Source organism: Humidesulfovibrio sp., from assembly GCF_035560995.1.
Lineage (GTDB): Bacteria > Desulfobacterota > Desulfovibrionia > Desulfovibrionales > Desulfovibrionaceae > Humidesulfovibrio.
In genome coordinates this window covers 1-13,335 of record NZ_DATMYK010000197.1, presented here as the reverse complement: position 1 = coordinate 13,335, position 13,335 = coordinate 1, and the positions used below count along the sequence as shown (strand labels likewise).

15 protein-coding genes are annotated in these 13,335 nt (G+C 67.1%); 9 read left to right on the top strand and 6 right to left on the bottom strand.

Features of this window, described 5'->3' with window-relative positions; all coding sequences use genetic code 11:
• The first annotated feature begins 245 nt into the window (after nucleotides 1-245).
• Nucleotides 246-428: a hypothetical protein gene (locus tag VN419_RS07880; protein ID WP_325646231.1), complete on the top strand. Its 183-nt coding sequence runs from the start codon at nucleotides 246-248 to the stop codon at nucleotides 426-428.
• A 92-nt stretch (nucleotides 429-520) separates the two neighbouring features.
• On the opposite strand, the gene VN419_RS07875 is transcribed toward VN419_RS07880, so the two are convergent.
• From VN419_RS07875 to dsrA, 5 genes are all read right to left on the bottom strand, one after another.
• Nucleotides 521-1,120, bottom strand: a complete 600-nt coding sequence (locus tag VN419_RS07875; protein WP_325646229.1) for a peptidylprolyl isomerase — start codon at nucleotides 1,118-1,120, stop codon at nucleotides 521-523.
• A 120-nt stretch (nucleotides 1,121-1,240) separates the two neighbouring features.
• Nucleotides 1,241-2,638, bottom strand: coding sequence for a cobyrinate a,c-diamide synthase (locus tag VN419_RS07870; RefSeq protein ID WP_325646227.1), 1,398 nt, complete (start codon nucleotides 2,636-2,638; stop codon nucleotides 1,241-1,243).
• Nucleotides 2,639-2,743: 105 nt separating this feature from the next.
• Nucleotides 2,744-2,986: a dissimilatory sulfite reductase D family protein gene (locus VN419_RS07865; RefSeq protein WP_325646225.1), complete on the bottom strand. Its 243-nt coding sequence runs from the start codon at nucleotides 2,984-2,986 to the stop codon at nucleotides 2,744-2,746.
• 66 nt (nucleotides 2,987-3,052) lie between these two features.
• On the bottom strand, nucleotides 3,053-4,198 hold the full coding sequence (gene dsrB, locus VN419_RS07860) for a dissimilatory-type sulfite reductase subunit beta (protein ID WP_325646222.1): 1,146 nt from the start codon (nucleotides 4,196-4,198) through the stop codon (nucleotides 3,053-3,055).
• A 19-nt stretch (nucleotides 4,199-4,217) separates the two neighbouring features.
• On the bottom strand, nucleotides 4,218-5,531 hold the full coding sequence (gene dsrA / locus VN419_RS07855) for a dissimilatory-type sulfite reductase subunit alpha (RefSeq protein ID WP_325646220.1): 1,314 nt from the start codon (nucleotides 5,529-5,531) through the stop codon (nucleotides 4,218-4,220).
• Between the two features lie 395 nt (nucleotides 5,532-5,926).
• Here dsrA and VN419_RS07850 point away from each other — a divergent pair, with 395 nt between their 5' ends.
• The 4 genes from VN419_RS07850 to VN419_RS07835 are packed head-to-tail and all read left to right on the top strand — an operon-like array spanning nucleotide 5,927 to nucleotide 9,960.
• Nucleotides 5,927-6,625 carry a YkgJ family cysteine cluster protein gene (locus VN419_RS07850; protein WP_325646218.1) on the top strand — a complete coding sequence of 233 codons (699 nt, stop codon included), beginning with the start codon at nucleotides 5,927-5,929 and terminating at the stop codon, nucleotides 6,623-6,625.
• 25 nt (nucleotides 6,626-6,650) lie between these two features.
• Nucleotides 6,651-6,908 (top strand): hypothetical protein, encoded by a 258-nt coding sequence (locus VN419_RS07845; RefSeq protein WP_325646216.1) that lies wholly within the window; start codon nucleotides 6,651-6,653, stop codon nucleotides 6,906-6,908.
• Nucleotides 6,909-6,917: 9 nt separating this feature from the next.
• Nucleotides 6,918-8,150, top strand: a complete 1,233-nt coding sequence (locus VN419_RS07840) for a sodium:calcium antiporter (RefSeq protein WP_325646214.1) — start codon at nucleotides 6,918-6,920, stop codon at nucleotides 8,148-8,150.
• A 46-nt stretch (nucleotides 8,151-8,196) separates the two neighbouring features.
• Nucleotides 8,197-9,960 carry a CocE/NonD family hydrolase gene (locus tag VN419_RS07835; RefSeq protein ID WP_325646212.1) on the top strand — a complete coding sequence of 588 codons (1,764 nt, stop codon included), beginning with the start codon at nucleotides 8,197-8,199 and terminating at the stop codon, nucleotides 9,958-9,960.
• A 27-nt stretch (nucleotides 9,961-9,987) separates the two neighbouring features.
• Here the strand turns inward: VN419_RS07835 and VN419_RS07830 are convergent, their stop codons facing one another.
• The gene (locus tag VN419_RS07830) at nucleotides 9,988-10,353 is read right to left on the bottom strand and encodes a hypothetical protein (protein ID WP_325646209.1); all 366 of its coding nucleotides are present in this window, start codon (nucleotides 10,351-10,353) and stop codon (nucleotides 9,988-9,990) included.
• A 146-nt stretch (nucleotides 10,354-10,499) separates the two neighbouring features.
• Here VN419_RS07830 and VN419_RS07825 point away from each other — a divergent pair, with 146 nt between their 5' ends.
• From VN419_RS07825 to VN419_RS07810, 4 genes are all read left to right on the top strand, one after another.
• The gene (locus VN419_RS07825; RefSeq protein ID WP_325646207.1) at nucleotides 10,500-11,108 is read left to right on the top strand and encodes a CBS domain-containing protein; all 609 of its coding nucleotides are present in this window, start codon (nucleotides 10,500-10,502) and stop codon (nucleotides 11,106-11,108) included.
• A gap of 5 nt (nucleotides 11,109-11,113) precedes the next feature.
• Nucleotides 11,114-11,653 (top strand): HPP family protein, encoded by a 540-nt coding sequence (locus VN419_RS07820; protein ID WP_325646205.1) that lies wholly within the window; start codon nucleotides 11,114-11,116, stop codon nucleotides 11,651-11,653.
• A gap of 106 nt (nucleotides 11,654-11,759) precedes the next feature.
• On the top strand, nucleotides 11,760-12,779 hold the full coding sequence (locus tag VN419_RS07815) for a TerC family protein (protein WP_325646203.1): 1,020 nt from the start codon (nucleotides 11,760-11,762) through the stop codon (nucleotides 12,777-12,779).
• A 196-nt stretch (nucleotides 12,780-12,975) separates the two neighbouring features.
• Nucleotides 12,976-13,335 (top strand): pirin family protein (locus tag VN419_RS07810; protein ID WP_325646201.1); only part of this gene is annotated, 360 nt, incomplete at its 3' end.

The window sequence follows — 13,335 nt, the reverse complement described above, 5'->3', positions numbered from 1 at the left end:
GGCCAGAGGTCTGGTGTACACCCTGCTGCGCCACGGCCGGGGGCTGGAGCGCACGGAATGCGCTCGGCGCCTGGAGACACTGCTGCCCCAGGACGACGGACCGTTTCAGGCCGCCTAGGCCCCCGGACTCGGTTCTTCCCGCCGCCACCGGGGCAATGTAACCAAGCCGCCCAACTGGCGTCTGATTCTCGACCGGGCATGATCCATGTCCGGACCTGAACCAGCCAAGCCAGAAGGAACAGCTCATGACCCAATCGCGTCCCCTCGCCGTCCCTGCCGCGGCTTGCCCCGCTGCCGCGCAAAATCGCCCCAATGCCAGCCCGGCCCAGCGCCTGTACAACGCCCTGCGCAGGGCAAAAGGCTATTCCCACGCAGAGGCGACGCGCCACCTGCGCCGCACCCTGAAACGTTACTTCCGCGCGGCCTGATTCCTCTTCCCCCACATTCCGACGGCGCGAAAAAAGGCGGCTCCCGCATCGCGCGGAAGCCGCCCTGCACTGGCGCGAAAAGAGCTTTCGCCCTACTGCGAGATGATGGTGGCCTTCTTGATGATCACGGGCTGGGTGGGCACGTCGTCGAACATGCCCTTGCGGGCGGTCTGCACGCCCTTGATGTCGTCCACCACGCGCTTGCCCTCCACCACCACGCCGAACACGGCATAGCCCCAGCCGTCCGTGGTCTTGCTGCGGTGGTCCAGGAAGCGGTTGTCCTTCACGTTGATGTAGAACTGGGCCGAGGCCGAGTTCGGGTCCTGGGTGCGGGCCATGGCCACGGTGTACAGGCTGTTCTTCAGCCCGTTGTCGGCCTCGTTCTTGATGGCCGGCCCCGTGGGCTTCTCGCGCATGTTCGTGTCGAAACCGCCGCCCTGGATCATGAAGCCGTTGATGACGCGGTGGAAGATGGTGCCGTCGTAGTGGCCGCTCTTCACGTGGGCCAGAAAGCTGCCCACGGAAAGCGGGGCTTTGTCCTTGTACAGCTCAAGCACGATGTCGCCCTTGTTGGTCTCAAGCTTCACCAGGGTCTTGCCGGCCTGGGGAGCGGCGGCGTTCTGGGCCAGGGCGGGAACGGCCAGGGCCAGCACAAGGCCCAGGGCCAGGAACAAACGGGAGAAACGCTGCATGGTGGGGTCTCCTTGGTTCGCGTATTGGAGCGGGAAGCGCGTGCAGCCAGTGCCGCAGGCGCGCAGAAAAGGGCTTTAGCAGAGGCGTCCGGCCAGGGCAATGCTCCGCGCAGGGCCCGGCTAGCGGCTTTCCTTGAAGGCCAGGGCCGCGCGCACGAAAGCCGGGGCCCAGTGCGGCGCGCCAAGGGCGTGGATGTGCGTGTACGAGGCGAAGGTGCGCCCCACCAGCAAGCCGTCGCGCCCGGAAAGCATGCCGTGGCCGCGCAGCATCTTCAGGGCCAGGGGCGGCATGTCCGCCGGGCGGCTGGGCTCGGTGCAGGCGGAATAGTGGAACTCATGCCCGGTCACGTGCGCGCCCAGGGGGTGAAAAGGATTGTCCGCCTCCACCAGGGCCTCCACATAGCCCAGGCCCTGGGGCCGAGGGCACAGCCGCGTGGACAGGGGGAACACCCCGGCCAGGGCGTGTTCGCCGTCGGGCAGGTGCAGGCCCTCGCACAAATACATGAACCCCCCGCACTCCGCATAGATGGGCAGGCCGGACTCGGCCAGGGCGCGCACGTGCGCGCGCACCAGAGTGTTGGCGGAAAGCTCGGCCGCCTGGGTTTCCGGGAAGCCGCCGCCCAGGTACAGGCCGTCGAGCTGCGGCCAGGGCTCGCTTGAGAGCAGGCTGACCTTCTTCAGGATGGCCCCGGCGCGCTCCAGCGCCTCCAGATTCTCCGGGTAATAGAACCACAGCGCGGCGTCGTGCACGTAGCCGATGACCGGAGGCTCATGCCCTGCGACCACCGGCGCGGGCCAGGGCACGGGCTGGGCCGGGGCGGGCGCGTCCACGTTGCGGGCCACCGCGAGAATCCGGTCCACGTCCAGCCAGCGTTCCACAACGTCGGCGATGGCGTCCAGGGACTGCTCGCGGCTGGCGTGCTCCTGGTCGGACACCAGACCCATGTGGCGTTCGGGGATGGGATTGTCGCCCATCTTGGGCAGGCAGCCCAAAACCGGCACGCCCGCAAGCTCCTCGATGCATTGCTTGAGGATGGCGCGGTGCCGTTCGCCCGCGGTGCGGTTCAAAATGACTCCGGCCAGATTCAAGCCGGGTTCGAAAGCGCGGCACCCGGCCACAATGGCCGCGGCGGTGCGCGTCATCTTCGTGGCGTCGAGCACCAGGACCACGGGCGCGTCGAGCTGGCGCGCGAGTTCGGCGGTGGAGCAGGTGCCCTCGCGGTCCTTGCCGTCAAAAAGCCCGCGGTTGCCTTCGATGAGCGAAAGGTCGCACCCGGCCGCCTTTTCCTGGAACAGCGCGGCGATGGTCTCGCGCGAGAGCAGGAAGGGGTCCAGGTTGCAGGAGGTGGCGCGCGCGGCGTGGGTCAGCCAGGAGGCGTCGATGTAGTCCGGGCCCTTCTTGAAGGGCCGCACGGAAAGCCCGCGCCGGGAAAGGGCGCGGCACAGGCCGATGGAGACGAAGGTCTTGCCCGAGCCGCCGGATAATCCGGCCAGGATGATGCGGGGAAAGGCTGTCATGTGGGTGCGCTCGGCCGGGTTCGGGGTGCGGCGTGCGGAACAAGAAAAGCCTTGCCCAGCATCTGGGCAAGGCCCTCTCGAACAGAGCGTGAGGCGAAGGGGAGTCTAGTCCTCGCCGTCGGCGTGCTTGCCGGCGCCCTGGAGGCCGTACATGGAAGTGCTGCCGGAGGACCAGAACACGAGGACTTCCTCGTTGATCATCTGGGTCAGGATCTTCTTGACGTCGCGGCCCTTTTCCTCGGGGAACAGGGCGGTGAAGTCATTGAAGTAGAACTTGCTTTTGCTCTTGGCCTTGGAGTTGATGAACTCAACAATCTTGGCTTTGGCTTCTTCGTACACGAGCGCCATGGTGATGCCCCTTTTTGAGGTAAAGGGGCGCGGGGAGAATCCCCGCGCCCCGTGATGGACTAATGCCTAGAACTTGAACTGGGTGGTCTGGCGCCAGGTGTAGTACGCCGGATCACGGAAGTCGTCGATGAGGTGCGAGGAGAACTCGAGGTCGCACTTCTCGAAGAAGCGCTCCCAACCGATGCGGTTGGCCCAGTCGCCCAGACGCTCGTACTTGCGGGCGTCCTTGGCGTAGGCATCAAGGATCTTCTTGATGACCTTGGTCATGGTCGGCCAGCGCGGCGGCTCGTTGGGGATGAAGGGCACGACGACCTTGGAGAACTTGGGGGTCGTCATACGGTTGCTGATCTTGCCGCCGACCATAAGGGCGATGCCGTCACCGTCCTTGTCCGCCAGGGGCATGGCCGGGCACATGGTGTAGCAGTTGCCGCAGAACATGCAGCGCTCGTTCTTGACGGCAACGGTGTTGATCTGCTTGCCCTGGAACTCGATCTTGGTGGGGCGGATGGCGCCCGTCGGGCAGGCGGCGACGGCCAGGGGCACTTCGCACACGTTGTCCAGGTTCTCGTGGTCGAGGATCGGGGGCTTGCGGTGAATGCCCAGGATGGCGATGTCGGAGCAGTGCACCGCGCCGCACATGTTCAGGCAGCAGGCCATGGAGATGCGCACGGGAGCGGGAAGGCGCATGTTGGTGAACTCTTCGAACACCACGTCCATGGTCGCCTTCACGGTGCCGGAGGCGTCCGTGGCGGGCGTGTGGCAGTGCACCCAGCCCTGGGTGTGGACGATGTTGGTGACGCCGGCGCCGGTGCCGCCAACGGGGAACTTGTGGGAGCCGCCAGCGAACTTGCGGGCGTTCAGGTTGGCTTTGAGGGCCTTGGCGTCCTCAACGGTGCCGACCATGAACTCCACGTTGTTGCGGGTGGTGAAGCGCAGGTGACCGCCGCAGAACTCGTCGGCGATGTCGCAGATCTCGCGGATGTTGGTCACGGACATCAGGCGGGCGGCGCCGGCGCGGACGGTGAAGACCTTGTCGCCGGAGAGGCCCACGTGCATCAGGATGCCGGGCTCGATGATTTCATGGTAATCCCAGGCGCCCTTGTTCTTGGCCAGAACCGGGGGCAGGAATTTGGAGAAGTGCTGGGGACCGATGTCCGTAATACGGTTCTCCATCGGTTTAGCGGGATTGTACCCAGAAGAAATGAAGGCCATTTTTTTGTCCTCCTTCAGGCTAGCGCTGGTGCTTGGCGCGGTAATCCGCGATGGACTTGTTCCAGCCGCCTTCCACTTCCTCTTCCTTCCAGAAGATGTAGGGATTGTGGCGGGGTTCCTTCACGTGACGAGGATCGGCGGCGGTGCCGGTGACCTCGAGCAGGCGGGAGAAGCCAAGGCGCTTCAGGGTCTCACCGATGCGCTCGCGGTTCTTGCCTTCTTCCATCCACCAATCCCAGACGGACTCGACGAACTCTTTGATCTCGTCGTAGGGCGCCTCGGCCTTGATGAAGGGAATGGTCAGGGAGCCCATCTGCGGGCCGTCGAGAATCGGGGCCTTGGCGCCGATCAGGATGGACAGGCCGCGATCGTTGCCGATCTTGAGGGCGCGGGGCATGACGCAGATGCAGTGCATGCAGCGCACGCACTCTTTGTTGTTGATCTCGAGCTTGCCACCCTCGTAGCGGATGCACTGGCTCGGGCAACGGTCAACCACTTCAGCCTTGATGTCGAACTTGCCCCAGTCACGACCGGCGTAGGCGCCGGCGTTGGGGGCGATCTCGCCACCGACGTAAGCGGCCACGACTTCCTGGTTCACGCGGATCTCGTCGCGCCAGGTGCCGATGAAGCTCATGTCGGAGCGGGCGATGGAAGCCACGCAGCCCAGCGAGCAGCCGTCGAACTTGAACTTGAACTTGTAGGGGAAGGCCGGGCGGTGCAGCTCGTCCTGGTACTCCTGGGTCAGCTGGTAGCACAGCTCCTGGGAGTCGTAGCAGGCGTACTCGCAGCGGCTCTCGCCGAGGCAGCAGGCCGGGGTGCGCAGGTTGGAGCCCGAGCCGCCCAAGTCGTTGTTCATGTTGTGGGTCAGTTCGAAGAAGATTTCCTCGAGCTGCGGGGTGGTGGTGCCCAGGAGCACGATGTCGCCGGTGGCGCCGTGCATGTTGGTCAGACCGGAGCCGCGCAGTTCCCAAAGGTCGCAGAGCTGACGGAGGAACTCGGTCTTGTAGAACATGCCGGAGGGCTGGGCAACGCGAACGGTGTGGAAGTGGGCCACGCCGGGGTACTTCTCGGGCTGGTCGCAGTAACGGCCGATGACGCCGCCGCCGTAACCGAACACGCCGACGATGCCGCCGTGCTTCCAGTGGGTCTCGCCGTCCACAAAGGAAAGCTCAAGCAGACCCAGCAGGTCGTCCGGGCACTCCGCGGGAATCTGATAGTCGATACCCTTGGGATTCGCGTATCTGTGCTCAATCTCCTGCTTAATGTCGGACACAAAGCTGGGCCACGGGCCGCTTTCCAGCTGGTCCAACAAGGGGGTTTTGTGTTTCGCCATTCCCTTAACCTCCGTTGTTTGAAGTAAGATGTTGCCACACTCCTAAACTATCCGGCATGCGCCCGCTGGCGCGCGGGCCGTCGCCGGATGTCTTTCCTCCATCTGGCGAGGCGCTTGTGAATTGGCGAACACGGGCACGGCCCAGTCTTCCAATTCCAGCGCATGATTCCTCATCTGTTACGGAAAATCCACCGTCTCTGTCAACATAAATCCCGATTCAAGCACTACTCTCCTCGACAATGCAGTAGCCCGCAGCCCTCTGGCCGAGGTTGCTTTCCGCACCGCGCCAGGGTAAGCAGGCTTGCCCGTTGGACGGGCCGGGCGACGCCGAAGGACCCAGGTCCAGCGACCCTGACGAGACTACCCCAAACCCGACTTGCCAGGCAATCACTATCTTGAACGCGACACCTTTAAGCGAAACCGCCTGCCGCCGCTGCGGCACCTGCTGCCGGAAGGGCGGCCCGGCCCTGCACGCGGCCGACGCCCATCTTTTTTCCGGAGAGAACGCGCTGGAACTGTCCCTTGTGGTCACCCTGCGCGCCGGGGAACCGGCCTTCGACCAGGTGCGCGGCCAGGCCATGCCGCTGGAACACGAACTTCTGAAGCTGCGCGGCGCGGGCGGCACCTGGACCTGCGCCCAGTACGACGCCAAGACGCGTTCCTGCGGCCTGTACGACCGCCGCCCGCAGGAGTGCCGCACCCTCTCCTGCCAGGACACCAGCGCCCTGGCCGCCATGTACGACAAGGACCGCCTGCGCCGGGCCGACCTTTTGCCCAAGGGCCACGCCATCCATGCCGTGATGGCCGAGCACGAGGCCCTGGTGCCCGTGGCGCGCATCGCCGCCCTGGCCGGGGAGCTGCGCGCGGGCGGGCAGGAAGGGCTCGACGCCGAGGCCGAGCTTTCGCGCATGGCGCTTTCCGACCGGGCCTTCCGCAAAAGCCTGGCCGAACGCGCGGGCATCCCATCAGAATACCACGATTTCTTCCTTGGCCGCGATGCAGCCGCACTCTTCGCCGCCGCGGGGCTCTCCCTGCGCGACGACGCCCGCCTGGGCTGCCGCGTGCAGTCCGACCCGCTCTGGCGCGGCGAATAACACCGCAACACACCGGAGATTTGGCATGAAAGACGAGCTCGGCGTTTTCTATTACCCCGCCCCGCAGCACCCGGAAGCCCGCATGTATGTGCGCCGCTACGCCGGGCGCATCGAGTTCCGCATGTGGCACCGCGACGACGCCAATGTTTGGGAGAAGCACAACTGGCTGCCCTACGCGGTCATTGAGCAGGCCGCGGCCATGTTCAAGGCCAGCGGCAAGGAGAGCGACCCCACCACCCTGTACGACCTGGCCGTGGCCGAGCGCCTGCTGGCCGACGAATAGGACGCCCCCATGCGCAAGCTGCTGCCGCTCATCCTCGCGGCGCTCATCACCCTGCCGGGGCTGTGGCTCCGGCTTTCGGGCCTGCACCTGGACCCGCCCACGGCGGCGCTTTTGTCCGGGCTGGCCATCCTGGGGGCCTCGTTCCTGCTCCTGTGGGCCTGCGACGTGGCCCAGATGGACATTCCGCAGACCCTGGCGCTCGCGGTCGTGGCGCTCATCGCCGTGCTGCCGGAATACGCCGTGGACATGTACTTCACCTGGCAGGCGGGCAAACACCCGGAATCGGACTACGCCCACTACGCCATCGCCAACATGACCGGGGCCAACCGGCTCCTGATCGGCGTGGCCTGGTCGGCCATTGCGGGCCTGCACTGGTTCAAAACCCGCCGCCGCGTCATTCTGGACATGGAGCAGCGCACCGAGGTGCTCTTCCTCGGCCTGGCCACGGCCTACGCCTTCCTCATTCCCATAAAGGGCAGCCTGGCCTGGTACGACGGCCTGGTGTTCCTGGCGCTCTATATCTGGTACATCCGCCTGGCCAGCCAGCGCCCCTGCGCGGAGTGCGAGCTGGAAGGCCCGGCCGAGCTCATCGGCGCGCTGCCCAAGGCGCGGCGCAGGCAGGCCACCGTGGCCCTGTTCCTCTTCGCCGCCGGGGTCATTCTGGCCAGCGCGGAGCTGTTCAGCGAAAACCTCGTGGCCACGGGCAAGGTCTTCGGCATCAACGAGTTCCTGCTGGTGCAGTGGCTTGCGCCCATCGCTTCCGAGGCCCCGGAATTCATCGTGGCCATCATGTTCGTGTTGCGCGGGCAGGCGGCCACCGCCATGGGCAGCCTGGTTTCCAGCAAGCTGAACCAGTGGACGCTTCTTGTGGGCATGATTCCCGGCGTGTACGGCGTGTCCAGCGGCAGTTTCGAGGTTCCCCTGCCCCTGGGCCCCTTCCAGATGCACGAGATCTTCCTCACGGCCGCGCAGTCGCTCATGGCCGTGGCGCTTCTGGCTTCCTTGAGCCTTGGGCCGGGCGCGGCGCTCTTGCTCTTCGCCATGTTCACAGGCCAGCTGGTGAGCCCCTACGTGGTGCAGGGGCTGAACCTGCCGGAACTGCCCTGGGGCAACGGCACGGACGGCCTGCACCAGCTCTTCAGCGCGGGCTATGTGGCCCTGTTCCTGGTAATCGCCTGGCTGAAGCGCCGGGACATGTGGGACCTGCGCCTGGGCGCCACCGTGGAGCAGCGGATCGTCTAACCGGGGAGCGGGCCGCGCGGCGGACTCTGGACAAGGAGCCCAAGCCATGACTCGAGATCCTGCCGAAACCGGCCCAGCGCCGCACATCGAACGCGGCCTCGCCGTGCCCATGTGCGACGGGGCCGTTTTGCGCGCGGACCTCTGGCTGCCCTGCCCCGCCCCCGCCGGGCCACTGCCCGTCCTCATCTGCCGCACGCCCTACGGCCGCAGCGCCGACCCGGACGAGCAGCGCTTCGCCCGCACCGCCGTTGCCCGGGGCTACGCGGTGCTCATGCAGGACGTGCGCGGCCGCCACGATTCCGAGGGCGACTTCGAACCCCACGTGCACGAGGGCCGCGACGGCTTTGACAGCATCGAATGGGCCGCCGCGCAAGGCTGGTGCGACGGCCGCGCGGGCACCTTCGGACTCTCCTATCCCGGCTGCGCCCAATGGCTGGCCGCCCTGGAGGCCCCGCCGCACCTGCTGGCCCTGGCCCCGGCCATGAGTTACGCCCGCCTGCGCGAGGCCATCCGCTACGGCGGGGTCTTCGACGCCGACTGGGTGCGCTGGGCCTATCTTTCCATGGCCCCGGAGCGCCGCCGCCGCCACGGCCTGCCCGGCCCGCAGACCGAGGCCGAGGCCTGGGACGAATGGCAACGCCAGGGCGAGGACGCCTTCCTGGGCCATCTGCCCCTGGCCGAGGTGGCCGACCTGCGCCACACCGCGCCCTTTTTCGGCCAGTGGCTGGCCCAGCCGCAACACTCCCCCTGGTGGGACTTCGGCGACGTGGCCGAGCGCCTGGGCGTGGTGACGGCGGCTGTGCTCAATCTGGACGGCTGGCTGGACGACGCCTGCGGCCCCAAGGGAGCCATCGCCAACCATCTGGGCCTGTGCGCCGCGCGGGCGGAGGAGCCCGAGCCCCGCTCCCGGCTCATCCTCGGCCCGTGGGGGCATGGCATCCCGGCGGTCACCGGGCAGCGCGCCCCGGGCGGGCGCGACTTCGGCCCCCAGGCCTTCCTCGACTACGACGCGCTGGTGCTGGACTTCATGGACCGCCACGTGCGCGGGCTGAACGACGCCCAGGACCAGACGCCCCGCGTGTGCTATTTCGTCATGGGCGAAAACCGGTGGCGCGAGGCGGACACCTGGCCGCCGCACACGCGGGAGCTGTGCCTGCATCTGCATGCGGCTGCGGAGAATGGGGCTGGTGAGAATGGGGCTGGTGAGACAGGAGGGCTGAGCGGAGAGCCGCCAGCTCAGGCCCAGGAAAGCGGCTTTGTGAACGACCCGGCCCGGCCCGTGCGCGAGATTTCCGCCTGGACCCAAGGCCCGGCGGACCAGCGCGCCCTGCTGGAGATGGAGCGCGGCAGGCTGCTGGCCTTCGAGACCGGCCCCCTGCCGGAAAACCTCTACGTGGTGGGGAACATCCGGGCGGAGCTCTGCGTCAGCCTCGACGCGCCCGACGCGGACCTCTGCCTGCTGGTGCAGGACGTGGCCCCGGACGGCGCGGCCTATGCCCTCATGGACCCGCGCGCGGGCGCGCTGCGGCTCTCGTCCACGGGCGGGCCGCTTGCCCCCGGCGAGGTGCGCCGCGTAAGCATCAGCACCCTGCTCACGGCCAACACGTTCCTGAAGGGCCACCGCATACGGCTGGTCGTCTGCGCCAGCTGGCACCCGGCCCTGGCCCGCAACCTGCAAAGCGGCGAAGACGAAGCGTTTTCCTCGGCCTCGCGCCCGGCGCGCATCACCCTGCACCACGGCCCGCAGCACCAAAGCCGCCTGCTGCTGCCCATCGCCGCCGCCGGAACCCTCAGCACGGCCAAAGGCTGAGGCGCGGCAAGAAGAAGCGTCCCGCGCCTAGTCTTCCGCTCCGCGCATCTCCAGATGAAACTGGTGCAGGAAGCGGTGATAGAAGGGCGTGAACAGCACGCCGCAAAAGGTCAGGAAAGACACGCCGCTGTAGATGGCGTAGCAGGAGGCGAAGACCTTGGCCGCATCCGTCTCCAGCCGGTCCACCGGGCCCATGCCGGTCAGGATCATGGACGCGTTCAGCAGGGCGTCCACCCAACCCAGCCCTGCCAGGGCGTGGTAGCCCAAGGTCCCGACGCCCAAGCTGGCGACGAGGAACAACGAGGCGAACAGCGCGTACCAGCACACCCGCACCCAGAAGGCTTGGCGCGGCAGCAATTTGCCCTGTCTTGACTCCAGTCGCAGACGCTTCATGAAGCACCTCCGTATTTCTGTGGAACACCGCTCTCCAGACCGTGCGCCCGCGCCGCGCGCCAGTCAAGGCCATTGCCAGCCCGGCACGGGCCGTGCCATAAACCGGGCGTGCGGCGGCCTTCCCCCGTTGCCGCGCTGGAGGAAACATGAAGCAGACGAAGCCCCCCTTCCGCGTGGACGTGAACGACATCCTGGCCGCCATGGGCCAGGCCGACGGTTATCTGGACATCACCCCAGACGACGCCCTGACCCTGTACCGTCTGGCCCTCAAACACGCCGTGGAGCGCGTGCGCCTGCGCCTCACCGTGGGTGAGCTGATGACCCGCGAGGTGCGGACCATCGATCCACGGGCCACGGCCGTGGAGGTTGCCCAGCTGCTGGCCGGGGCCGGAATTTCCGGCGCTCCGGTGGTGGAGGACGGCCGTGTGGCGGGCGTGGTGAGCATCAAGGATTTTCTGCCCCGCCTGGGTCTGCCCAAGCAGTCCACCCCCATGGCCCTGGTGGCCGGGCTGGTGAGCGGAACGGCGAAAGGGGCGGAGTGCGGCGCGGACGGCTTCGCCTCCGTCACCGCGCGCGAGCTCATGACCTCCCCGGCCCTGACCATCCCCCCGTCCACCCCGGTGGGCGAGGCGGCCAAACTCATGGACGAACGCGGCATCAACCGCCTGCCCGTGGCGGAAAACGGCGCGCTGGTGGGCATCATCACCCGGGGCGACGTGGTGCGAGCGTCCCAGGCCCTGAACATAGCGGAGTAATTTTCATGGAATTTTTCGCAAAGATGCGCGGAGCCGGCAAGGATGCCCCACCGCGCGTGCCCCTGCGCGAGATGGCCTTGGGCTTCACGGGCGCGCTGCTCGGCATGGTGGGCATGGGCCTGGCCCAAAAGCACCTGGCCGACCCGGCGGACCTTCTCGTACTCTCCGGCCCGTTCGCCGCCACGGCCGTGCTGCTCTTCGGCACGCCCAAAAGCCCCCTGGCCCAGCCGCGCAACGTGCTGGGCGGGCATGTGCTCTCGGCGCTGGTGGGCGTATGCGCGAACCTGGCCCTGCCGGGCCTGCCCTGGCTGGCCGGGGCGCTGGCCGTGGCCGTGGCCATCGCGCTCATGCACGCCACCAAGACCCTGCACCCCCCCGGGGGGGCCACGGCCTTCCTCGCCGTGGCGGGCGGAGCCAAGCTCACGGCCCTGGGCTTCGGCTACGTGCTGGCCCCCTCCGCCGCCGGAGCGCTCTTGCTGGTGGGCCTGGCTCTGGTCATCAACAACCTGCTGCCAGGGCGCAGATACCCGGAATTCTGGTTCTAACCCCTTCTGCCGCGCTTCCCCCCGCGCTGCGCCCCTTGCGTCTCGGCCCGCCACCGCATATGGATGCAGGCTGCGACCCCCTGACGGGGTCCAAGGAGCATATCTGATGACGACATTGTGGCACTGGGCGGGGTTCAACCTGCTTGTTCTGGTCCTGCTCGCCTTCGACCTCGGCGTTCTGCACAAGAACCACCGCGAGGTGGGCGTCAAGGAATCCCTGTGGCTGAGTTTCGGCTACTTCGTGCTGGCCCTGTGCTTTTCCGGGGTCATCTTCCACTTCGAGGGCAAGCAGGCGGGGATGGAGTTCCTCACCGGCTATCTCATCGAAAAAAGCCTGAGCATCGACAACATCTTCGTGTTCGTGCTCATCTTCACCCACTTCCAGGTGCCCAAGAAGGCGCAGCACACGGTGCTGTTCTGGGGCGTGCTGGGGGCGCTCATCATGCGCGCCACCCTCATCCTGGCCGGGGCGGCGGTCATCTCGGCCTTTCACTGGGTCATCTACGTGTTCGGCGGCTTCCTCATCCTCACCGGCATCAAGATGCTCATGACCATCAACGAGGTGCCGGACCTCTCGGGCAACAAGGTCACGCGCTTCATGCGCAGGCACTTCCGCGTCACCGAAGGGTACGAGGGCGAGCGCTTCCTGGTGCGCCGCGACGGTGTGCGGCTCATCACCCCGCTGTTGATCGTGCTGGTGCTGGTGGAGTTCTCCGACGTGGTCTTCGCGCTGGACTCCATCCCGGCCATCTTCGCCATCACCAAGGACCCGTTCCTGGTCTACACCTCCAACGTCTTCGCCATCCTGGGCCTGCGAGCGCTGTTCTTCGCGCTGGCGGGCATCATCCACAGGTTCCACTACCTCAAGTACGGCCTGTCCTTCGTGCTGGTGGTGGTAGGGTCCAAGATGGTCATCAACGCCGCCTTCGGCCCGGTGATTCCCACCGAGTGGGCGCTTCTGCTCACGGCGGCCATCATCGGCGGGTCCGTGGCGCTCTCCGTGTACCGCACGCGCGGCCTGCCCGCGGAGGGCGCGGAAACCGCCATGCCTCGCGGCTGGGTGCCCGGCAGCCCGGCCCAGGAGGCCCCTCCCCTGACCGACGGCAAAGGCGCGCCGAAGAAGTAGCCCCTTGCACCACAAAGCCCCCGGACACAGCAATGGTCCGGGGGCTTTTTCGTGCGCCTGCCCCTGTGAGCGCCTGCCCTTGCCGCCGGTCCGCCCGCGTGTTGACTTCGCGCAGCGGCAGTCCTACTTCGAACATGGCGGCGTTTGCGCCGTCACGGACAGCCTTGTGCCCCCCACCCTTTTGCAGGAGGTCGCCATGCGCCGCGCAACCAAAGCCGTCTACACCGGAGAACCCGTCACCGAGGGCGCGGGCGTGCGCCTGCGCAGGGTCTTCGGCTACTTCGAGGCCCCGGACCTGGACCCCTTCCTGATGCTCGACGATTTCCGCTCCGATACGCCCGCGCATTTCCTCAAGGGCTTTCCCTGGCATCCGCACCGGGGCATCGAGACCATCACCTACGTGCTGCGCGGCGACGTGGAGCACGGCGACAGCATGGGCAACCAGGGGGTAATCTCCTCCGGCGACGTGCAGTGGATGACCGCGGGCAGCGGCATCATCCACCAGGAGATGCCCAAGGGCGATGCCCAGGGCTCCATGCACGGCTTCCAGCTGTGG